The sequence below is a fragment of the Flavobacterium azizsancarii genome (genome assembly GCF_027980145.1).
GTDB lineage: Bacteria > Bacteroidota > Bacteroidia > Flavobacteriales > Flavobacteriaceae > Flavobacterium > Flavobacterium azizsancarii.
The window spans coordinates 1-22,404 of sequence record NZ_JAMZNK010000011.1; the positions used below are offsets into that span (position 1 = coordinate 1).

22 protein-coding genes and 2 pseudogenes are annotated in these 22,404 nt (G+C 33.1%); 8 read left to right on the forward strand and 16 right to left on the reverse strand.

The genetic code is table 11. The annotated features are described in order from the left end of the window. Nucleotides 1-110 precede the first annotated feature (110 nt). From NJT12_RS08870 to NJT12_RS08890, 5 genes are all read right to left on the reverse strand, one after another. The gene (locus tag NJT12_RS08870; RefSeq protein WP_271335535.1) at nucleotides 111-698 is read right to left on the reverse strand and encodes a hypothetical protein; all 588 of its coding nucleotides are present in this window, start codon (nucleotides 696-698) and stop codon (nucleotides 111-113) included. Between the two features lie 86 nt (nucleotides 699-784). Continuing rightward, nucleotides 785-1,429, reverse strand: coding sequence for an alpha/beta hydrolase (locus NJT12_RS08875; protein WP_271335536.1), 645 nt, complete (start codon nucleotides 1,427-1,429; stop codon nucleotides 785-787). A gap of 265 nt (nucleotides 1,430-1,694) precedes the next feature. Next, nucleotides 1,695-2,021, reverse strand: coding sequence for a membrane protein (locus tag NJT12_RS08880; RefSeq protein ID WP_042564123.1), 327 nt, complete (start codon nucleotides 2,019-2,021; stop codon nucleotides 1,695-1,697). Nucleotides 2,022-2,026: 5 nt separating this feature from the next. Continuing rightward, nucleotides 2,027-3,283: a dihydroorotase gene (locus tag NJT12_RS08885; RefSeq protein WP_271335537.1), complete on the reverse strand. Its 1,257-nt coding sequence runs from the start codon at nucleotides 3,281-3,283 to the stop codon at nucleotides 2,027-2,029. Nucleotides 3,284-3,490: 207 nt separating this feature from the next. Then, nucleotides 3,491-5,419, reverse strand: coding sequence for a vWA domain-containing protein (locus NJT12_RS08890; protein ID WP_271335538.1), 1,929 nt, complete (start codon nucleotides 5,417-5,419; stop codon nucleotides 3,491-3,493). A 285-nt stretch (nucleotides 5,420-5,704) separates the two neighbouring features. Between NJT12_RS08890 and NJT12_RS08895 the strand changes: the two genes are divergently transcribed. After that, the gene (locus NJT12_RS08895; RefSeq protein WP_271335539.1) at nucleotides 5,705-6,817 is read left to right on the forward strand and encodes a lactonase family protein; all 1,113 of its coding nucleotides are present in this window, start codon (nucleotides 5,705-5,707) and stop codon (nucleotides 6,815-6,817) included. A 141-nt stretch (nucleotides 6,818-6,958) separates the two neighbouring features. On the opposite strand, the gene NJT12_RS08900 is transcribed toward NJT12_RS08895, so the two are convergent. The 4 genes and pseudogenes from NJT12_RS08900 to NJT12_RS08915 form a co-directional block, all read right to left on the reverse strand. Beyond that, nucleotides 6,959-8,311, reverse strand: a complete 1,353-nt coding sequence (locus NJT12_RS08900) for a DEAD/DEAH box helicase (protein ID WP_271335540.1) — start codon at nucleotides 8,309-8,311, stop codon at nucleotides 6,959-6,961. Between the two features lie 202 nt (nucleotides 8,312-8,513). After that, nucleotides 8,514-9,278: a TIGR02757 family protein gene (locus tag NJT12_RS08905; RefSeq protein ID WP_271335541.1), complete on the reverse strand. Its 765-nt coding sequence runs from the start codon at nucleotides 9,276-9,278 to the stop codon at nucleotides 8,514-8,516. Between the two features lie 230 nt (nucleotides 9,279-9,508). Beyond that, nucleotides 9,509-9,958, reverse strand: a pseudogene (locus NJT12_RS08910) (ABC transporter ATP-binding protein); the annotation flags it as partial. A gap of 216 nt (nucleotides 9,959-10,174) precedes the next feature. After that, nucleotides 10,175-10,387: pseudogene (locus tag NJT12_RS08915) on the reverse strand (ATP-binding cassette domain-containing protein); the annotation flags it as partial. A gap of 133 nt (nucleotides 10,388-10,520) precedes the next feature. Here NJT12_RS08915 and NJT12_RS08920 point away from each other — a divergent pair. Beyond that, nucleotides 10,521-11,243, forward strand: a complete 723-nt coding sequence (locus NJT12_RS08920) for a phosphodiester glycosidase family protein (RefSeq protein ID WP_271335542.1) — start codon at nucleotides 10,521-10,523, stop codon at nucleotides 11,241-11,243. 116 nt (nucleotides 11,244-11,359) lie between these two features. After that, entirely contained in the window at nucleotides 11,360-11,659 is a 300-nt protein-coding gene (locus NJT12_RS08925) for a hypothetical protein (protein ID WP_271335543.1), read from the forward strand. On the opposite strand, the gene NJT12_RS08930 is transcribed toward NJT12_RS08925, so the two are convergent. The 7 genes from NJT12_RS08930 to NJT12_RS08960 form a co-directional block, all read right to left on the reverse strand. Next, the gene (locus NJT12_RS08930; protein ID WP_271335544.1) at nucleotides 11,656-11,964 is read right to left on the reverse strand and encodes a DUF6787 family protein; all 309 of its coding nucleotides are present in this window, start codon (nucleotides 11,962-11,964) and stop codon (nucleotides 11,656-11,658) included. The two genes, NJT12_RS08925 and NJT12_RS08930, sit on opposite strands and share 4 nt — an antisense overlap. A gap of 32 nt (nucleotides 11,965-11,996) precedes the next feature. Continuing rightward, the gene (locus NJT12_RS08935; protein WP_271335545.1) at nucleotides 11,997-12,437 is read right to left on the reverse strand and encodes a DUF6146 family protein; all 441 of its coding nucleotides are present in this window, start codon (nucleotides 12,435-12,437) and stop codon (nucleotides 11,997-11,999) included. 232 nt (nucleotides 12,438-12,669) lie between these two features. Further along, complete coding sequence (locus NJT12_RS08940; protein WP_271335546.1) at nucleotides 12,670-13,233, reverse strand: hypothetical protein; 564 nt, start codon at nucleotides 13,231-13,233, stop codon at nucleotides 12,670-12,672. A gap of 154 nt (nucleotides 13,234-13,387) precedes the next feature. Further along, a complete protein-coding gene (locus tag NJT12_RS08945; protein ID WP_271335547.1) occupies nucleotides 13,388-13,750 on the reverse strand; it encodes a hypothetical protein in 363 nt (120 codons plus the stop codon). Nucleotides 13,751-13,850: 100 nt separating this feature from the next. After that, entirely contained in the window at nucleotides 13,851-14,801 is a 951-nt protein-coding gene (locus NJT12_RS08950; RefSeq protein WP_271335548.1) for a D-2-hydroxyacid dehydrogenase, read from the reverse strand. Between the two features lie 234 nt (nucleotides 14,802-15,035). Beyond that, nucleotides 15,036-16,106, reverse strand: a complete 1,071-nt coding sequence (gene serC, locus NJT12_RS08955) for a 3-phosphoserine/phosphohydroxythreonine transaminase (protein WP_271335549.1) — start codon at nucleotides 16,104-16,106, stop codon at nucleotides 15,036-15,038. Between the two features lie 93 nt (nucleotides 16,107-16,199). Beyond that, a complete protein-coding gene (locus tag NJT12_RS08960; RefSeq protein WP_271335550.1) occupies nucleotides 16,200-17,273 on the reverse strand; it encodes an acyl-CoA reductase in 1,074 nt (357 codons plus the stop codon). 139 nt (nucleotides 17,274-17,412) lie between these two features. On the opposite strand from NJT12_RS08960, the gene NJT12_RS08965 reads away from it, so the two are divergent. The 5 genes from NJT12_RS08965 (at nucleotide 17,413) to NJT12_RS08985 (ending at nucleotide 22,404) form a co-directional block, all read left to right on the forward strand. Beyond that, a complete protein-coding gene (locus NJT12_RS08965) occupies nucleotides 17,413-17,766 on the forward strand; it encodes a 4Fe-4S dicluster domain-containing protein (protein WP_271335551.1) in 354 nt (117 codons plus the stop codon). Between the two features lie 142 nt (nucleotides 17,767-17,908). Continuing rightward, entirely contained in the window at nucleotides 17,909-19,069 is a 1,161-nt protein-coding gene (locus NJT12_RS08970; protein WP_271335552.1) for a hypothetical protein, read from the forward strand. Between the two features lie 338 nt (nucleotides 19,070-19,407). Next, nucleotides 19,408-20,502: a redox-regulated ATPase YchF gene (gene ychF / locus NJT12_RS08975; protein WP_271335553.1), complete on the forward strand. Its 1,095-nt coding sequence runs from the start codon at nucleotides 19,408-19,410 to the stop codon at nucleotides 20,500-20,502. 436 nt (nucleotides 20,503-20,938) lie between these two features. Further along, nucleotides 20,939-21,883, forward strand: coding sequence for a YihY/virulence factor BrkB family protein (locus tag NJT12_RS08980; protein WP_414655390.1), 945 nt, complete (start codon nucleotides 20,939-20,941; stop codon nucleotides 21,881-21,883). Next, on the forward strand, nucleotides 21,880-22,404 hold the full coding sequence (locus tag NJT12_RS08985; RefSeq protein ID WP_271335555.1) for an NADPH-dependent FMN reductase: 525 nt from the start codon (nucleotides 21,880-21,882) through the stop codon (nucleotides 22,402-22,404). The genes NJT12_RS08980 and NJT12_RS08985 overlap by 4 nt, the downstream gene beginning before the upstream one ends.

Consider the following 22,404-nt stretch of genomic DNA (forward strand, 5'->3'; position numbering starts at 1 on the left):
GGTATCTATCTTAAAATGTATCGTAAATTAAGAACCGCCTTGGTACGGATCCGTATGCCGGGTGGTGTGGAAGGTCGCCTAGGGAATTAATCCCTAGGCTCCTATCCGATTTAGGAAAAATATATTGTCATGAAAATGATGGCATAAATCCAAAAGTTGTAAAGGATTGTAAAACTGAATCCGTACAATGTACTATTTAAATAATTGCCTTTGCACTTGCCTGATTTCTTAAAAACCAGTCTCAATGCCCTAAAGAAAATCCAATAGAGCATAGCGATAAAAGTTAAGATAGAAAACCACAATATTGCACCAAAAGCCCAGCACAAATAGCTAATTACAATAGCCATAATAAACCATAAAATTAGGCTTATTATAATTCCGAAAATTCCTTCGCCCCCATCTGGTAGATCGTCAATACTTCGATCTGCAACGGCTTCTCTTATAAATTCAATTTTTGATGCATCAAAACGATCTGTTATTTGGCCAAGATTATCTTTTATTTTAATTCCCTTAAATAATCCAATAGATATAAATAAAAAGAATGCCGTAGATAAAATTGTTGTTGATAATAGCGAATTTTCAAAAAAAGAGCTATGATCGCCAAGTCCAAAAAGCCAAACAGTTAAAATAGTTAGGGATATAACAATGAGCGTAATTACAAATATATTCCTGGAGTTCAGAATTTTATAGTTGCTCATTTTGCTTAATTGATTGAAGATTAAATTATTATTTAATTGACTTAAAAACTGAGAACGAGACTCAATACTGCGAGTAAGTACTAAAACTACTCAGCCAGCCAATTTTTAAAATCAAAGAAATTTTGAGGAGCAACACCATGACCAACAGGATATTCCTTATAAGTCACGGGAATATTTAGTTTTTCAAGAATAGCAGGAGTTTTTCTTGCCCAATCAATCGGGATTACTTGATCTACAGTTCCGTGTGACGCAAATATTTTCAGGTTTTTAAAGTTATTTTTCTCAAAACCTTCTTTAATGATTTCTTCATTAAAATAACCGCTCATAGCCACTACTCTCTGAATTTTTTCAGGATAAGAAAGTGCGACAGCGTAACTCAAAATCGAACCTTGACTAAAGCCAACCAAAGTCACATTGTTAGCATCGATAGGGTAATTGGTAACTAATTCATCAACAAAAGCAGCAATTGCATCACGGGAAGTTTTTGCTTGTTCGTTATCCGAAAATTTATTCTGATCGGCATCAAAATTAATCGCGTACCAGGCATATGCACCATATTGCAAATCATAAGGCGCACGAGCAGAAATAATGTAGTAGTTATCAGGAAGTTCAGTAGCAAACGAAAACAAATCGGCTTCGTTGCTGCCGTATCCGTGTAACAAAAGTAAAACAGGATTTTTATCTAAGATTACTTTTGGCTCTTGTATTTTATATTCTAAAGATAGATTCATTTTATATTAGTTTTCAGTCGCAGTCTCAGTTTTCACTTAAGCTTCGACAAAGTTTATTTTGAATTTCTGCTTTGTCAAAGTTTTAAATTTTGATAAAGCTTGTTGAGATTGTTATAATAAGATTTGTTTTTATCTGCGTTTTAGTTTGCAAATCAGCGTCATCTGTGTTCTAAATTTACACGCTGATAAAACAGGTTCACTAACGCAAAAACGCGGATTGTAACGGTTTCTTTTTGGAATTTGGATTTTTAAAAATTTAGAATTTCTACCCGATAGATTTAAACCATTTCTGAAATAAATTTCCAACCAACGGTATTGGTCTCATTTGTCCCTGAATAGCACTAAAAATACCGTAAGTCCATAATATAGAAATACAAATCCACATAGGGAAAGTAATCATAAAGCTGTCGAAATTGCTGATAATCGCTCCAAAAGAGATAAAAGCAAGCGATAATCCTAAAGCCTGACGAATATGAAAAGAGGCAAAACTATTTTTATTTTCAGAGTTCATAGACATTGCGATCAAAACACCAATAATTAAAATATAACTGGTAATAGCGATTGATTTTCCTTCTTCGATTGAATTATTCATTGTAATTATTTAGTGATAACAAGTTGATTTTGATTTAAAATTCCGTACACAGAACCTTTTATTTCGGTTCCTAAAAAAGCAGAATTTTTAGATTTCGAAAGAATATTTGCTTTCGTAAAAGTTGATTTTCCTTCAGGATTAAAGAAAGTAAAGTTAGCTTTAGAACCTTCGGCAATCGAATTATTTTCAATTCCGAAAATAGCTTTTCCTGAGGTTAATTTTTCAATTATAGTTTCGATTGGTAAGACGGTGTGTAAAGCTCCAAAAGCACTTTCTAGTCCAATAGTTCCATTTTTAGCCGTGTCGAATTCCATTTTTTTGAATTCAATATCAATTGGGTTATGGTCTGATGTAATAATATCAATAGTTCCGTCCGTAACTCCGTTTAATAATGCTTGTCTGTCAGTTTCCGTTCTTAGTGGTGGCGTAACTTTAAAACGCGTATCAAAACCTTCTAATTTTTCGTCGGTCAAAACCAAGTGATGCACAGCAACGCTCGTAGTTACTTGTAATCCTTTTGCTTTAGCTTCTCTAATTAACTCAACTGATTTAGCTGTAGAAATTGTCGGAATATGAAGTTTTCCACCGGTATATTCTAATAGAAATAAGTTTCTGGCGATTTGTAATTCTTCTGCTAAATTCGGAATTCCTTTCAGGCCTAATCCGGTCGAAACGATTCCTTCATTCGCAACACCATTTCCTTTTAGATTAGCATCTTGTGTGTATGTAATTACCAATCCGTCAAAATCCTGTACATATTGCAAAGCTATTTTCAAAAGATTAGCATTGTCGATACTTTTATTGTAATCTCCAAAAGCAACAGCTCCGGACTTTTTCATGTCAAACAATTCTGCCATATCTTTTCCTTCGCTTGCTTTGGTTAAAGCACCAATTGGGAAAAGTTCCGTGGCAAAACCATTTGCTTTATTTTTTACAAAATTTACTTGTGACTGATTGTCGATAACAGGGAAGGAGTTGGGTTGCAGGGCAATTGCCGTAAAGCCGCTTTTTGCAGCAACATTCAATCCGTTTGCGATAGTTTCTCTGTCTTCATAACCTGGTTCTCCAAAAGAAACGCTGCTGTCAAACCAACCTTGCGACAGATGTAAGTTCTCCAACTTTACTTCGGTTGTGTCCTGGATATCAAGAATCGAAGTTCCTATTTTTTCTATTAAACCATCTGCAATTAAAAGATCAACCGTCTGATTATGAAACGGACTTTTTGAATCTATAATTTTGGCGCTTCTGATGATTATTTTCATATGTAGATAAATTTATTTTGTATACAAATAGTATTTTATAGCGTTCTATTTGTCATTTCGACGAAGCAGAAATCACATCCAATATTCTATGCAGTGCGTTCTCAGCGCATGTGATTTCTCCTTCGTCGAAATGACAATCTGTGTGTATGTCGTATTTCAACTTTATAAACTTAATCTCTTAATGGTTCAAAAAAGAAAACTTTAAGTTTATTTCACAAACTTGATAATTGCCATTTCTAATGCTAAAAATAACAGTGCAAAGATAACAAACCATTTCCAAATTTGGCTGTCAGTTCGTTCAGTTTGTAGCGTATTAAAAATGGTCGAAATCGTATCAGCAGTTTTAAAATCAGAAACCACGTTGGTATTCACCTGACTTAAATCGCTTTCGCTTCGTTTGTAATTGAAGCTCAGGTTTTCTACCCATTCTTTTTTATCAAAAACCCCATAATTCCCAGCTGTTTCAGGGAAATCATTGAAGATTAATTTTACTTTATTATTCATTATTTGCTGAATCGGAATAAAAGAATCTTCAGTTCCTCTGACTTCCAGAATGGCGTCTTTTGTCAATAAAACATCTGTAAAATAAGGTTGATTATTTCCAATGGTCAATGCATTAACACCGGTTTTCTGATTGTTTTGCCCCATTTTATAAAACAAAGGAACAATCAAAGGCGATTGCTGAAAGTTCGAATTTGTTGTATTTATTGGTGCTGAAAAAATAGTAATTCCTGAAACCGGATTCTGAATCGCTGTTACAAAAACACTTTGGTCTTCATACGATAAAACTGCCGGATATGGACTCGAAATATTAAATGAACTGTTTGTTTTTGGATATTGAAAATTAGTAATTTTATTCTCGAAAACGCCTGAAAACAAAGGATGATCAAAATTGATTTTGGTAATTAACTTATTTTTATTTTCAAGATCCTTAAACTGAATTCTTCCAAAATTCCCCAGAAAAGTATTCAGATTTGAAACAGAACTTTTTTCAGAAGGAATAACGACTAAATTTCCACCTTTAGAAACAAATGCTTTTAAGGTGGTTTGCAAAGCCTGAGGAATTTCAATTAATTCATTCAGGATAATAGTGTTTTGTTTTTCTAAACTATTATAATCTAAAGTACTAATAGAGTAATTGTTATAATTGAATTCAGCTGAAGTATAGATTCGGGATAAGAAATTACTTTTCTCCGGTTCTCCAATACTAATAACATTCGTTTTTTTGTTTTTCGAAATGCTAAAATAAAGTGTGTTGTCATACGTCAAACCATTGTCTTCGATAGTTACATAACCATGAAAGGCTTCTTTTGGAATCGTAAAATTGACTTTCTTTTTCTTTGCATCAAATTTGATAATGGTTTTTGCAATCAATTTGTTTTGATTGTATAATGCCATCGATACTGGTTTTAAATCCTCTCCGTAAGCGGATAGATTTACGCTGATTTCATAGAAATTCTCCAAAGTCTGATTGATAAAAACACTATCAATTGCGACATTATTTTTTTGCTCGGCTTGCGGAATAATAAAATACGGTTTCTCTTCTCTATCAATGTTTTTTACATCTTTTTCTGCGAGACCAACAGCATCTGTAATAATAACAATATCTTTTTTATAAGCCGATTTATGCGCTTTGATTTTTGCCATTATTGACGAAAGCTCAAAAGGAGTGGCACTGTATTTTAGATTTTGTAAAGCGCTTTTTGATGATTTTATATCCGTATTCCAGTAGTTTTCAGTGTTGGTTAATAACGAAAACTGAGTTGTTTCAGGAGTATTTTCGAGTAATTCCTGAACAGCACGTTTTAGTAATTCTCCTTTTTTACCTTTAGCCTGCATACTAAACGAATTGTCCAGAATAATATACATTTCGTTAGTTGCATTTTTACTATCCTTAGCTTCAAAAAAAGGTTGTGCGAAAGCAAAAATAATACAAGTCAGCAATAGTAAACGAGTCGCTAATAAAAGTCTCTTTTTGATTTTAGAACTTTTTCGGGTTTGTATCGAAAGTTCTTTTAAGAAGCGAACATTGGTAAAATAGGATATTTTAAAACGTCGTAATTGAAATAAATGAACCAAAATTGGAACGATCAATAAAAACAGAAAGTATAGAATTTCGGGATGTTTAAAATGCATTCTGGCTTAGATTTATTTCACTACGTTTTGTAGCTGCTGGTCAAAAATACAAATTTTTAGTCAAACCATATAGGTAATAGTATTTAAACCATATAAGTAATATACCGGATACAAGCTAGATTCGAATTTTGCAAAAGTTAAATGAACTTATCGTACTTGTATGGTTTAAAAATAGCAAAACAGAGTTTGAATAATGTAACTTATGTAATTTCTTTTATAACAAAAAATAACTTTCCGAAAGGTATTATTGATTATTTTAGCCTATTCAAAAAACAAATGAAAACTATGAAAAGATTATATATAGTTCTTTTTTCGACTTTAGCTTTTACAGCTTCACAAGCTCAGAATAAATTCAATTTATTGGTGGGAACTTACACCAATACTTGCGAAAGTAAAGGAATTTACGTTTACGAATTTGATGCAGCTTCGGGTAATTTTAAATTAAAGAATTCTACCGAAAATGTAGTAAGTCCTAGTTATGTATCCGTTTCGACAAATAATAAATTTGTTTATGCGGTAAACGAAAACGGAACACAAAGTGCTGTAACGGCATTAGCATATGACGCGCCAACAGGTAAACTTAAGGTATTAAATACGCACTCTTCTCTGGGAGCGGATCCTTGTCATCTAATAAACGATGATAAAAACGTGATTGTTGCTAATTATTCCGGAGGAAGTATTGCAGTTTTTAAGAAAAATGCCGACGGGAGCATCACAGAAGGTCAACAAATGATTCAGCATGAAGGAAAAGGACCAAATGCTGCGCGTCAGGAAAAGGCACATGTGCATCAAGTTGTTTTTTCTCCGGACAAAAAGTTTGTTTTATCGAATGATTTGGGGCAGGATAAAGTTTTTATTTATAAATACAATCCGGGTGCGAGCCATGAAGTTTTAACTTTAAAAGGAACTGTAGATGTAAAAAAAGGAAGTGGCCCAAGGCATTTAACCTTTAGTAAAGACGGGAAATTTGTGTACATGGTTCAGGAATTAGATGCGACTCTTACTACTTTTAGTTATGATAAATCAGGAAATTTAAAACTTCTTGCCGAAACGAGTATTTTACCAAAAGGATTTACTGGAGGAACTGGCGCAGCAGCGATTAAAATTTCGCCTGACGGAAAATTTTTATACGTAACAGATCGTGTGGATGCCAATAATATTTCAGTTTATAAAATTCAGAAAGACGGAAGCATTAAGTTTGTAGAGCAGGAAAGTACTTTAGGAAAAGGCCCAAGAGATTTTGCCATTGATCCAACAGGAAATTACCTTTTGGTAGGTCATCAATATACAAATGATATCGTTATTTTTAAAAGAGATAAAACCACAGGAAAGCTTACCAATACCGGAAAAAAGATTGAATTGTGTTCTCCGGTTGGATTGGTTTTTACGAAGATATAGTTTTCTTAAAAGGTACTAAGGCTCTAAGTTGCTAAGGTTTTGAGTTAAAATAAAAAATCCTAAAGATTGTATCAATCTTTAGGATTTTTTATTTTATATCGTCTAAAAAGAAAGCCTTAGCTACTTAGAACCTTTAAAAATCTATTTATTCTTATCTTTTCTCTTCTTGTCTCTCGTTTTCAACATATTTCGATTGACAGATCCGTGGGTTTTCTTTTTGGTTTTAGAAGGTCCTCCAAGATTTACTTTTTTATTCTTTTTATCTTTTTCATGAAAAGCACCATCACCGGAAAGTTTTTGTTTTTTCATTAAAAACTTAATCGGCTGTTTGTCTTTTTCAGGCTCAATTAATTTTAATGAAATTTCAACTTCTTCAGGAAAATCTGCAATTGCAAGTTCTTGATTCATCAATACTTCAACTTCGACTTTAAATTCTTCTTCACGAGGCGTGATAAAACTAATCGCGGTTCCTGTTGCATCTGCACGACCTGTACGACCAATTCTGTGCATGTACAATTCAGGAAATTCAGGAAGTTCAAAGTTAATAACGTGAGAGATATTCGAAATATCCAAACCTCTCGCCATAATATCAGTGGTGATCAATCCGCGAAGATTTCCTTCCTGGAATTCTGCCATGGTACTCAAACGATAATTTTGAGATTTGTTCGAGTGAATTACTCCAAACTGACCTTCAAAATCTTCTTCGATTCTGGTATGAAGCATGTCTGAAATCTTTTTATTATTCACAAAAACCAAAACACGTTCCATGCTTTCGTTTGTTTCTAATAAATGTTTCAACAGGTTTACTTTTGTATTAAAGTTAGGAACATTGTATGTAACCTGAGTAATGTTTTCAAGCGGAGTTCCGGAAGCGGCAAGTGTAACTTCTTCAGGGAAATCAAAAAAGTCATTCAAAACAGCATCAACTTCATCAGTCATGGTTGCAGAGAAAAGAATGTTTTGACGTTTGGTTTTCATCATCGCCAAAAGCGCTGTCAATTGTGTACGGAAACCAAGATTCAGCATTTCGTCAAACTCATCGATTACTAATTTTTGAGTTTCATCAAAACGAATAACAGCATCAAGCGCTAAATCCATTGTACGACCCGGCGTTCCAACAAGAATGTCGACACCTTCGTAAACAGCTTTCTTTTGTGTATTGATATTTACTCCACCAAAGATACCAAGTGTACTAACTGACATGTATTTGGTTAATTTCTCGACTTCTTCTACAACCTGAACTACTAATTCGCGGGTTGGAACCAGAATTACGATTTTAGGCGTATTGGTTGGTGTAAATTTATATAATTTTAAAAGAGGTAGTAAGTAAGCAAATGTTTTACCGGTACCGGTTTGCGCAATTCCCATCATATCACGGCCAGACATAATCACAGCAAAGGATTTTTCCTGAATAGGTGTAGGCGTAACAAAGCCTAATTCGTCGATTGCTTTTTGTACTGATTTTGGAAGATTGAATTTTTCGAAAGTGCTCATTTACATTAAATTTTGTGCAAATGTACGTTAAATTCATGGTTTTTTGTTAGATTTTATGTTTTTGATAGCGATGTATCACCCTGAGCGAAGTCGAAGGGCATGCCAATTGCAACTTTGGCTTCGACTTCGCTCAACCTGACATTTATGGAAACCAGTATGATATTTGTTGAGATCAGCTTTGATGTACGCTATTTTTAAAACTTTAAAACCCTTCAAAAACTCCCAGTCCAAACAGGGCAAAATCGTATTTTACAGGATCTTGAGCATCCATTTTTCTAAGCTTAAGATCCAATTCTGTCAAAGCTTTTCCGTCATTTTGTTTTCGGGTAAGAATTCCAAGTTTTCGTGCAACATTACCGGAATGTACATCTAGCGGACAAGATAATGCAGATGGCGAAATGGTTTTCCAAATTCCTAAATCGACTCCTTTTGTGTCCTGACGCACCATCCAGCGCAAATACATGTTGATTCTTTTTGCTGCCGAATTATTTAATGGATCTGAAATGTGTTTTTGAGTTCTTGGCAAATGATCTATTTCGAAGAATATTTTTTTAAACTCGTGAATGCTTTTTTGCAAACTGTCCTTTTCCTGATGTTTAGCAAAAACAGCTTCTAAACCATTATGGTTTTGATAGATGTGTTGTAGGCCTTTTATAAAGCCACCAAAATCTTTTCCGTTAAAGGTTCTGTGAACGAAATTTTCTAAACTCAACAAGTCTTCCTCAGAATGGGACATCACAAAATCATAAGGTGTATTGCCCATTAATTCCATCATTTGATGGGAATTTTTGATGATCATTTTGCGATTTCCCCAGGCAATTGTAGCACTCAGGAAACCGGCAATTTCAATGTCTTCTTTTTGAGAAAATAAATGCGGAATCTGTACAGGATCACTGTCAATAAAATCCTGATTATTATATTGAATGACTTTTTCGTCGAGGAATTCTTTAAGCTCTTTTTGGGTCATGATTGAAATGAAAATTCTTGTTATTCGGGTGTTCTGATGTGAACATATTAATGTTATGAAAATAAGAACACTAATTTCGCAAATTGACACTAATTTTAGTGCTTAACTTATTTCGTGTAATTAATTAAACAAACCAATCTGTGACAATTCGTGAAATTAGTGTTTACTTATTCGGGTTTCTTTGTTAGGAAGAGATAATATTGGCATACAGCAGTAAATAGCTCCTTATTCTAATTACTAATTAAACCATCGACCATTACTAATTTTCGATCCGCCATATTTGCCAGTTCTTCGTTATGTGTTACGATAACAAAAGTTTGCCCAAATTCGTCGCGAAGCTGAAAGAATAACTGATGTAAATTTTCGGCCGAAAGCGTGTCTAAGTTCCCTGAAGGTTCATCGGCAAAAATAACGTCCGGTTTATTGATTAAAGCCCTCGCAACGGCAACCCTTTGTTGTTCTCCTCCGGATAACTCGTTTGGTTTATGATGTATTCTGTGAGATAGACCAAGATATTCTAAGATTCGTTTGGCTTCTTTTTCCGTTTCGGCTTTTGGTTTATTAGCCATAAATGCGGGAATACAAACATTTTCTAAAGCTGTGAATTCAGGTAATAATTGATGAAACTGGAATATAAAACCAAGATTTAAATTGCGAAAACTCGACAATACTTTGTCTTGTTTGCTTTTCTTTTTAAAATAACGGTTCATATAAATTACAAATAACAAAACAGGCAAAATTAAAATGCCAACGGTGATGTTTCTTACTAAATCATCAAGAATTATATGCTTGAAAAAGAATGCGAAAATTACTAAAGCAATGGTATAAACAGCACCAATCCAGGATATCCATTTAAAAGCTTTTTCTTGTTTTGTATTGTCAGTTTCAACATCCTGTAATTTCAATACATTTTCACCGTTAATAGTCAGAGATGATTCAGTGTTTATTTCAGGCTTGTCCAGCGTTCCCAGAATTTGCAAAAGCGTAGTTTTTCCGGCACCTGAAGCACCAACAATCGAAACAATTTCTCCTTTTTTGATGTGCAAGTCAACTCCTTTTAAAACCTCTAATTTATCGTAGAACTTATGTATGTTTTTTGCGTGTATCATTTTTGAAACTGTTTCTACAAAGAAACAAAGATTCTGCCGATATAAAAATGTGTTGTAACAGAAATTTAAGAAGATGGCTATTTAAATAAGTATTGAAAATTTATTTTACATTTATCATAAATATTTTAAAAAGATGAAAATAAAAATTGGTCTGGTAATCTTTATAATTGCGCTTGCAGGAATATTTGTAAATGCAAAAATATATGCTGATGATCAATTTTTATTATACAAAGTCGATCTTAAGAAACAAGATTTAAAATTATACTGGAAGGATGATAAGGATCAAAATTTCGGAAGTATTCAGAATTTAAAAGCTTGGTTAGAGGGTAATAATAAAACTCTTGATTTTGCGATGAATGCCGGAATGTACAAAAAAGACAATTCGCCTCAGGGACTTTATATTGAAAAGCAAAAAATATTATCGCCTTTAGATACCATAAAAGCGGCAGGGAATTTTTATTTAAAACCCAATGGTGTATTTTATTTAACGACGGAAAAAACGGCTGCAATATGTACGACCCAGGATTTTCGAAATAACGGAAAAATAGAATATGCGACTCAATCAGGTCCAATGTTGATTATTGACGGGCAAATTCATCCGGAATTAAAAAAGGGATCCAGTAATTTGAACATTCGAAATGGAGTAGGGATTTTGCCTGATGGAAAAATAGTCTTCATATTATCTAAAAAAGAAATTAATTTTTATGATTTCGCAAGTTATTTTAAAAGCTTAAGCTGCAAAAATGCTTTGTATCTGGACGGATTTGTATCACGTGCATTTGTCCCGTCTGAAAATTGGATTCAGACAGATGGAAACTTTGGTGTGTTATTTGCAGTATCGAGATCTAAGAAATAATGAAAAGTGTTTTAACCGGATGATTATATGGTAATTAAGAAATAAAATTATGCTTAGACATAATTTTAATTTGACTAATTCTTTATAAATTCGAATAATATCTAATTTGAAATAACATGCAGGAAGTAAAAATGATAAACGAAGACGAGAGAACCAGAAAGCTGCTTTTAGGCTTGCTTTTGGATGCGATTGGAATGGTTTCCTTTACAATTCCGTTAGTTGGAGAATTTACGGACGTTATCTGGGCGCCGGTCGCCGCTTTTATAATGACTAGAATGTATAAAGGCCGAGTAGGGCGTGTTGCGGGTATTTTGACCTTTGTTGAAGAGATATTACCTTTTACAGATGTAATTCCATCCTTTACACTTACGTGGATTTATACTTATTATTTTCAAAGAAATAATAATGACGCTTAATTTTTATCTTTGAATAAAAATCCTAGTCCCATATTTTTGAGCATTTTTTTTTCGAAATTCCAAAAGAATCGAAATTGCCCAAAAATAGTTCCTATGGCAACCAGTAAAACCTGATATATAGGAAAAATAATCAACAATCGGATTAAAGTAAACCAGCCACCAAAATCTTCTTTGGTGATGCCTAATAAAACGCAAAAAGGTCTAGACAACCATGCAGATGCCGATCCTGTGATGGCAAAAACAACAATTATAATGATGGCTTGTAGATTTGAGGTAATTCCCCAACGTTTCTTTAATCTGTTCATTTTTATATGCAATGATTACAAATATAAGAACATTATCTTATAGGAACATGGCCCGCGAGCTTTTGTTTGTATGTATTTTGAAAATAAATCATATAATTATAAATCAAATAATTTACTTCATATCCGTAATGAATATTTGGTCTGTAATCAATAGTCATTTCGTATAAATTAGGACTATATCTTTGTGGTTGTAAAACGCGATTATTCCATTCTGTAACGTATAGATAATTCTTGTTTTCAAGGTAAGATAAAGAATAGTAATTTCGAGGAAGCGCTGTAGAGGCTAACCAGGTACTAAAACCATTGTCGATAATAATTACTTCATATTCTAAAGAATCATTCGCAATTCGTACCGTATCATTTACTGCAAGACTTGTTTTAGTTGAAGGATTTACGGCAACAGTATTTTTAGAAGTTGTAGAACATGCTACTATTGTAAGCAAAAGAACTAATGAGGAAAGTATTTTTTTCATAATTTTTAATTTCAAACTTTAATTTACAGCTAGGGCAGCTTGCTATTTTATTGCTTAACAGCAGCATTGTGATTCTTGGCTGTAGATTTAAGTTTATTTATAAATTGAAATACTAAAATCTTGCCATTATTAGTTTTTAACTAAAAAAAAGCCATTTACACTAAAGTAAACAGCTTAGGATATTTTATGTCTTTGCATTTAATATGCAGAACCTTAGTGGTTTATTGGTTATTTATTTGCTGCCAAATATTTTTCCAATAAATCCTGCAATTCCACCTTTGCTTTTGGTAACTATCAGAACATCGGCAACATCGACTTTTCCATCATTGTTTTGATCTAAACCAAATTGCATTCCGTATTTATTAATAGTTTCCATAATTCCGGAAGCTTGTCCGCCATTTCCTGTAATTGAACTAATAATATCCGAAAGCTGAAAACCGCTGTCATTAGGATCCTTCGTCTTATTTACCAGTGAACTTAAAATTTGAGGAATCATCCCTGAAGCGACACCGGCTGAAGCCTCGCTGCTTAATCCAAATTTTTCACCAAGATTTCCGGACAATTGTTGTGTTATTTGTTGCACAACAGGATTAGAACTGTCGATAGGAGTTTTTCCACTAAATAAACTGGCTAATTGTTCGCCTCCGCCTTCTGAAGCAATCTTTTGCAATCCTGCAAATATTGACGTACTGGTTTCAGTTATGACAGCTTCATTATGCTCATTTGGGACAGCAGCGTTGTTTACTACAGCGTTGCCTCCGTATTGTTGTACTAATTGTGTTAATTGTTCAAACATAATTTAAAGAATTTAGATTAGAACTCAAATTTAATCAAAAAAAGAAAGAAATTTATTAAACAATGTTAATAAATTTCTTCTAACCGATTTAATTATAATTAATTAGCCCAATAAATTCTAAAAAATATTTATCCCTTATTTATATGGTTTTGAATTAAAGCTGTGCAGGGTTTGGTACTTTTACACCACACCACGTAGTTATATCTTCAGGATCAAATCCCAGGCAATTATTAATGTTCTTTTTAGGAAAGAATAAAACATCGTTAGTAAACGTACTTAGGTTGAAATAATAATTGGTAAAATCTTCCCCGTATCTCCACACATCACTTGAACCCTCATTTTGAACAGTTTCATTAAAAGTAAAAATTGATGATTGCTTTGGGATAAAATATTCTTTTTCGATAACAAGCGAAAAGATATTTCCAAATATAGAGGTACAGAATAGAGCAATTACAGCAATAAATAGTATAAAAATAATGATCCACTTACGACCAGAACTTTTTTTATCTGTTTTCATATTCTAGCTTAATTATGGTGTAAAAATATAAAAAAAGAAAGGGATTTACTACGGTTGAGTAGCAAATCCCTTTAATTGATTTTAATCTTTTTTTAATTGATTAGCTCAACAAAGTAATAATTTGTGATGCTAATTCAGTACCAATTCTATCTTGTGCTTCTCCCGTTGCAGCACCAATATGTGGAGTCAAAGAGATTTTAGTATGCATTAAAATTGCCATTTCCGGTTTTGGTTCGCTTTCAAAAACATCCAATCCTGCAAAAGCAACTTTTCCAGAATCTAAAGCTTTTACTAAAGCTACTTCATCAATAACACCACCACGAGCACAGTTTACGATTCCAACACCGTCTTTCATGATTGCAAATTCTTTTTCACCAACGATGTAACCATCCTGAGCAGGAACGTGTAATGTAATGAAATCAGCTTCTTTGAATAAAGACTCTAATGACTGAGAAACGATTGTTGTAGTGATTGACTGACCATCAAAAAACTCCACTTTAATGTCTATAGACGGAATAAAACTATCTGCAGCAATTACTTTCATACCTAAACCAAGAGCCATTTTTGCAGTAGCTTGTCCGATACGGCCAATACCAACAATACCAAGAGTTTTACCTCTTAATTCAACTCCGTTAGCATAAGCTTTTTTCAAACCATCAAAGTTTGAATCCCCTTCAAGAGGCATATTTCTGTTAGAATCATGCAAGAAACGAACACCAGAAAATAAGTGTCCAAATACCAATTCAGCAACAGATTCTGATGATGAAGCAGGTGTATTAATTACGTGAATTCCTTTGCTTTTTGCGTAATCAACATCAATATTATCCATACCAACACCACCACGACCAATAATTTTTAATCCCGGGCAAGCATCAATAATATCTTTACGAACTTTAGTTGCGCTACGCACTAAAACTACGTCTACATTGTTTTCGTTTACAAAATTAGCTACTTGTTCCTGAGCTACTTTTGTAGTTATAACTTCAAATCCACCTTTTTCTAAGGCAAGAATTCCACTTTTAGAAATTCCGTCATTTGCTAATACTTTCATTTTAGTTTATGTGTTTATTTGTTTTATCGTTTAATCGTATAGATTAGATGATAAACATAATATTATATTTTTTCTTTTTTGATTTAGGAGCTAATCCCGCTATTCGTTACAATCTTTTATTTTTTTAAAGAAAAAAAATAAAAGGATTTCCACTTCTATCGGGGCTAGAAACCCAGTTTGCAGTCTCAGTTTTCAGTAATAGTAAGACTGAAAACTGAGACTGCAAACTGAAAACTAAACTTTACCTTCCAATGCTTTCATTACATCAACCAATACCTGAACACTTTCGATAGGCATAGCATTGTAAATAGAAGCTCTGTAACCACCAACAGAACGGTGTCCTGGCAATCCTGAAATTCCTGCTTCTTTCCATAAAGCATCAAACGCAGCAGTATGATCCGCGTTGTTTAATAAGAAAGTAACATTCATTTTAGAACGATCTTCAACAGCTGCAGCACCTTTGAAAAGTGGGTTTCTGTCAATTTCAGTATAAATTAAATCAGCTTTTGCGTCGTTTAATTTTTCAACAGCAGCAACTCCGCCTTTTTCTTTGATCCATTGTAAAGTCAATAACGAAACATAAACAGCAAAAACAGGAGGAGTATTATACATACTTTCTGCTTTGATATGTTTAGCATAATCTAACATACTAGGGATAGTTCTTCCGCTTTTCTCCAAGATATCTTCTTTAACAACTACCAAAGTAGTTCCTGCAGGACCCATATTTTTTTGAGCTCCGGCGTAGATTAGGTCAAATTTAGAGAAATCTAAATTGCGTGAAAAAATATCAGAACTCATATCGCAAACAACAGGAACGTTAGTTGCAGGGAATTCTTTCATTTGAGTTCCAAAAATGGTGTTGTTACTTGTACAGTGAAAATAATCAGCATCACTAGGTATTTCGTATCCTTTTGGAATATGATTGTAATTTTGTTCTTTTGAAGAAGCTACAACAATAGTTTCTCCAAAATATTTTGCTTCTTTTATTGCGGCAGTTGCCCATGTTCCTGAATCTAAATAAGCCGCTTTTCCGCCTTCTTTCAATAAATTATATGGAGCCATTAAGAATGCTGTACTTGCACCACCTTGTAAAAATAGTGCCTGATATCCTTTTCCTGTAAGACCTAGTAATTCTAACGCAAGGGAACGAGCTTCATCCATAACGGCAACGAAATCTTTGCTTCGGTGCGAAATTTCAAGAATAGAAAGTCCTGAATCATTAAAATTTAATATAGCTTTTGATGCTTTTTCAAAAACCTCTTGAGGTAAGATACTTGGTCCTGCGCTGTAGTTGTGTTTTTTCATGGTTGTTGTTAAAAGTCGAAAATTTTAAAGAGGCAAATTTCGGCAATAGGAGCTTAAAAAGCGATAAATTATTCGAAATAATTAAACATATTTTTACTTTGTTGTTAACAAAAACGTTATAGTATCTACGTTATCTGCATAATCCCACAATTGAGGATTTTGCGTTTGACCAAACGGTATGCTGTTTTTGATCAAATCGTTGCTAACAATGCACTGAATTTGTTCAGCATCAGCTTCAAGGCGAGCCTGTAAATCTTCGATGCTTTCGTAAAACTCATAAAAAACGCTGGAAATAGGAGAGGCGTAACTTGAATCTTCTTTCAAAGTCAAAAAGCCATTATCCAGCAACTTGAAATTGCTCATTAAAAAAACCGCTTTATTATAGTCGTAATTATTGGCGTACTTCTCATAATGTATAACATCCTGATATTTGAAAATAGCTTCAAAAAAAGCAACAAATGAGTAATCTTTCGGAACAAAAAGTTTCGAAACGTTACGGCATCCTAAACCAAAATACCTGAAAATATCTTCGCCTAAAGCTTCTAATTCTTCGTGCGTTTCTTTTCCGTTTAAAACGGCTACCGAATTTCTGTTTTTTCGGATGATTGAAGGCTTATCTTTAAAGTAATATTCAAAATATCGGGCAGTATTGTTGCTTCCGGTGGCGATTACGGTATCAAAGTTTTCCAGTTTTCCATCTACGAAAGTAATCCTGTTTTTTAAGCTTTCATCAGCGAAAATCAAATATTTGGCTAAAAATGGTAATAAATGCTGATCGTTTGAGGATGTTTTTATTAATGCTTTATTTCCTGTGATTAATACTGATAAAAAGTCATGAAAACCAACTAACGGAATATTTCCGGCTAATATTAATGCTACATTTTTTTGATTTTTTTCTTCATGAGAAAAGTCAAATGAATACTCAGAAAGCCATTTGTCAATATTTTCTTGAGTTAGAGCATTCGCCCATGATTGTATTGCAAAGTACACTTGTTCAGGTGTATACCATCCGTTGTGTGATTGCGAAAGGGCTATCAGTTTTATAAAATCATTAAAAAACAAGTCATTACCTAAAACCGATTCATTTCGTGTGTTTTCTCGTTCAGAAAACTGACTTAAAAATCGACCTAGTGCTATAAAAGATTGTTTTTTTTCGTTTTGTAACATAAGTAATTTGTTTATGAAAGGTTTTGATTGTAATTTTGCACAAAAATAAGCTATATTAAGTTATAAGGCAAAGCCGATTATAATGTTTGACATTTTTAACGCATAACCTATAGCTTTTAACTCGTAACCAAGAACAAAAATGGCAATAATTATAACTGACGAATGCATAAACTGTGGGGCTTGTGAACCAGAGTGCCCAAATACAGCAATTTATGAAGGCGCTGATGATTGGAGATATAAGGATGGAACTAAACTTTCTGGGAAAATAATTTTACCTGACGGAACTGAGGTTGATGCTGATGATGCACAAACGCCAATTTCTGATGAAGTATATTATATTGTTCCTGGAAAATGTACTGAATGTAAGGGTTTTCATGATGAACCTCAATGTGCTGCCGTATGTCCTGTTGATTGTTGTGTGCCTGATGATAATCACGTAGAAGATGAAGAAACCTTGTTGAACAGACAAGCGTTTTTGCATGGTGATGAATAAAATATTATTTAAATTTAGATAAGTAAAAAATCCTGAGTCAACGCTCAGGATTTTTTTGTAATTAACTTTTTTTTGTATTGTCTAGGATTTTAATGTTTTATTTGTAGTTTTATAGTGGTTAATTTTGTATTAGCAACTATCTATGAGGAGATTACTACTTTTGTCTATTGTGTTTTTTAGCGTTAGTGTTTTTGCACAAAACACAGAATATTCTATTGTTGTTAAGGATATAGAAACTCAATTGCCTATAGAAAATGCGACAGTACTTATCATGAAAACGAAGCAAGTTTTGTTAACTAATGAAGAAGGTAAGGTTGGTTTTGTATTAAATGGTGCGTCGAACATTCAGGTTTCGGATATTGACTATGAAAATCTGACAATTCGTTGGGGGACTTTAAAAGACAATGATTTTGTGGTTTATCTAAAGAATAAGAATAAATTGGATGAAATTGTTGTGTCCAGAGAAAATCCGCAGAAAACACTACAAAAAATTGTTTCTAATTCGATCAAAAAACTCTCAACACCTTATCGTCTGAAGGTGTATGTGAGAGAGTTTTTTATGCTGGATAATAAATACTCCTATTATAATGACGGTCTTGTGAATTTTCAGTTTTCGGGAAACGAGAAAAAAATAAAAACAACATTACTGGTAGAACAAAATAGGTCGTACGGTTTATTAGAAACCGATATAAGTACTGATCTTAGAGGATATAATTTGAATAATATTATGGAAAATTATTCTAACCTTAAATATTTTGATCCTGTTTTAGATTCAAAAAAGAAGAAAGAATATGATTTCATAGTAAAAGGGCATCCTAATAATAGGAATTATCATGTAATGAAAATTACTCCTTTGGACTCTTCTAAAAAAGAACTCGAGAATTTTGAAATTATCTACGATCCGGAGAAAAAAGTAATTATAGAATTTATAATTAGCACGACTCCACAAAATTTTGATAAAATAGAAGTGAAACCCATTGTTGGATCTAAAAATATTACAAGATCATTTGTAAAAGTAGATTATAGATTAGATGGTGAAAATTATTATTTACTCAATTCAAATGAAGAAATTGCTTATAATATTATTTTAAAAGATAAGGTCAAAAATATTCAGGTTCGCAATAGTTTTATAACGACCAACTTTAATAAACAAAAATTTACTTATCGTGAAAGTGATGTTTTTAAAGAAAAAACACTTTTTAATAAACAGAATAAAATTCTGACGAACTATTGGGATATTTCCGGTTTTACAGCCACAGATCAGGAAAAAGCCATTATAAGTGCATTGGATTTTAAGATGTAACTTTTCGAAATGAGTATAAAATGAAAAGAATTCTAAATGTTTGAACCAAGGATTTTTTGTTTTATAATGTTGAGTAAAAGAGCTGTTTTTTAATAAAATTTTGAATGTATTTTAAAGAAGATGTTTTAAAATACATTAATCGTCATTTTTACTTCACTTACCAGCTATTAAATCTTATATTTGCAAAATTTTAAAGCCAAAAAATATCATTTTGGCAGAAGCAAAAAGCAAAGACACAAATAAAGATCATTAAAATAATTGCCTTTATATTAAGGTAAATTTATTAATGATAAGGCCTGAGAGATCAGGATCACATAAAAAATAAATAGAAACAACAAATGAAAGCAGGAATTGTAGGATTACCAAATGTTGGAAAATCAACATTATTTAATTGTTTATCTAATGCAAAAGCGCAAAGTGCCAACTTTCCGTTTTGTACAATCGAACCTAATATTGGTGTTGTAAACGTTCCGGATCCAAGAATCAATAAGTTAGAAGAATTGGTAAAACCAGAGCGCGTACAAATGGCAACAGTTGATATTGTTGATATCGCAGGTTTGGTAAAAGGTGCAAGTAAAGGTGAAGGTCTTGGAAACCAATTTTTAGGAAACATTAGAGAGTGTAATGCTATTATTCACGTTGTACGTTGTTTTGATAACGATAACATTGTTCACGTTGACGGAAATGTAAATCCAATTCGTGATAAAGAAACAATTGATATCGAATTACAGTTAAAAGACTTAGAAACGATAGACAAACGTTTAGAAAAAGTAAAACGTGCTGCAAAAACAGGAAATAAAGAAGCACAGACAGAAGAAGCTTTGTTAAACCGAATCAGAGAAGCATTATTACAGGCAAAATCGGCGAGAACAATTATTCCTCAAAATAATGACGAAGAAATTTTAATGGAAGCTTTCCAGTTAATTACTTCAAAACCGGTTTTATATGTTTGTAATGTTGACGAAAGTTCAGCTGTAAACGGAAACAAATACGTAGATCAGATTCGTGAATTAGTAAAAGATGAAGGTGCTGAAGTTATTATACTTTCAGTAGGAGCAGAGGCTGATATTACAGAGTTAGAAAGCTACGAAGAGCGTCAGGTTTTTCTTGAAGATATGGGATTGACTGAGCCAGGAGCATCAGTTTTAATTCGTGCAGCTTACAAATTACTAAAACAACAAACTTATTTTACAGCAGGTGTAAAAGAAGTTCGTGCCTGGACCATCAATATTGGTTCAACAGCGCCACAAGCAGCCGGAGTTATCCATACTGATTTCGAAAAAGGATTCATTCGTGCCGAAGTTATCTCATACGAAGATTACGTTCAATACGGTTCAGAAGCAAAAGCAAAAGAAGCAGGGAAATTCAAAGTCGAAGGAAAAGAATATATCGTAAAAGACGGTGATGTAATGCACTTTCGTTTCAACGTATAGATTTCTGGAGAATAAAGAATAAAGAATAAAGAATAAAGAATAAAGAATAAAGAATAAAGAGAATAGGCTAAACTGCTGGAGAGATTCAGCAGTTTTTTTATGCGCAAAAAACAATCAGCAGGTAGTGTGTTATTCTGAGTGTTATTACTTCGTATCTTCGTTATCGCTGCGGTCTTCGTTCGGTCGAAATTGACAAAAAATGTGAATAAAATCTGCTCAATCTACTTGAAACAAAAAACAGGCGACATAAAAAAAAACCATACAAATCTGCGTTTTCGCTTTAGCAAATCCGTGTCATCCGCGTTCCATTTTAAGAATTTGGAATATTCATATTCAATATGGTAAAAATGTAAAATTTCCTCAAAAAGCGAGAATTAAAAGTTTTTAAATTTTTCTTAAATTTGAGAGAACATCTAAAACCAGAAATATCGTGAAAATCAAAAAATTATTCTCCAAGTCATGGTTTCTGCTCAAGAACACCTTTTTAGAATTTAATGATGACAATGCTATTAAATTGAGTGCTGCATTATCCTATTATACCATATTTGCCTTACCGCCTTTGTTGATTATCATCATCACTGTATGCGGATTTTTCTTTGGTGAAGATGCTGTAACAGGACAACTTTACGGGCAAATAAATGGTTTGGTTGGTAATGGCGCTGCAATCCAGATTCAGGAAGCAATAAAAAATGTGCAATTGTCAGGAGATAATGTTTTTGCCACCATATTTGGAGTTGCAATGTTGTTAATTGGAGCATCGGGAGTTTTTGCCGAGATACAAAGTTCTATAAACTTTATATGGGGTTTACGAGCAAAACCTGATAAAGGAATTAAAAAATTCATTCAAAATCGCTTAATGTCATTTTCAATGATCGCTTCAGTTGGTTTTTTAATGCTTGTCAGTCTTTTTATAAGTACCACATTAGATTTAATGAGTGCTCGTTTAAAAATGTATTTCCCGGAAAGTACCGTCTATTTATTTTATATAGTCAATATAGTGATCGTTCTTGCAAGTATTACGCTTCTTTTTGCAATTATTTTCAAGACATTACCTGATGGAAAAATTAGATGGAAAGACGCTTTTATTGGTTCCGGAGTTACAGCAATACTTTTTATGATTGGTAAATTTGCAATTGGTTTTTATTTAGGAAGCTCTACAGTTGCTTCAGTCTATGGCGCAGCAGGTTCTGTAATAATTATTTTGGTTTGGGTCTATTATTCGGCAATTATTCTGTATTTTGGAGCAGAATTTACCAAAGTATATGCAAAGTCATACGGAGGTAAAATCGAACCTAATGAATACTCTGTTGAAATTCAAAAGGAGATTTACGAAATAAAAGATCCAACAGAAAAAGAACCGTTAAAAAAAGCATCTTTATGAAAATTATAGCCTTTGGAGGAAGTAACAGTCAACATTCAATCAACAAACATTTTGCGACTTACGCAGCAAGCTTATTTGAAAATGCTGATGTTGAAGTTTTGGATTTGAATGATTTTGCTATGCCTTTGTTTAGTGTCGATGTTGAAAAAGAAATTGGTCAGCACGAAACGGCAAAAGCATTTTTGGCGAAAATTGGAACAGCAGATCTTCTTGTTGTTTCCTTAGCGGAGAATAATGGTAATTATTCCGTTGCTTTCAAAAATATTTTTGACTGGAGTTCCAGAATCACCAAAGAAGTTTTTCAGCAAAAGTCAATGTTGTTATTGGCAACGTCGCCAGGCACAAGAGGTGGAGCTTCTGTGTTAGAAATTGCTAATAATGCATTGCCACGATACGGCGCACAAATAAAAGCTACATTTTCATTACCAGCATTTAATGCTAATTTTGATCTGGAACAAAATAAAATTTCAAATGCCGAGTTAGATATAGAATTAAAAGACATAATAAAGTCTGGTTTTTAA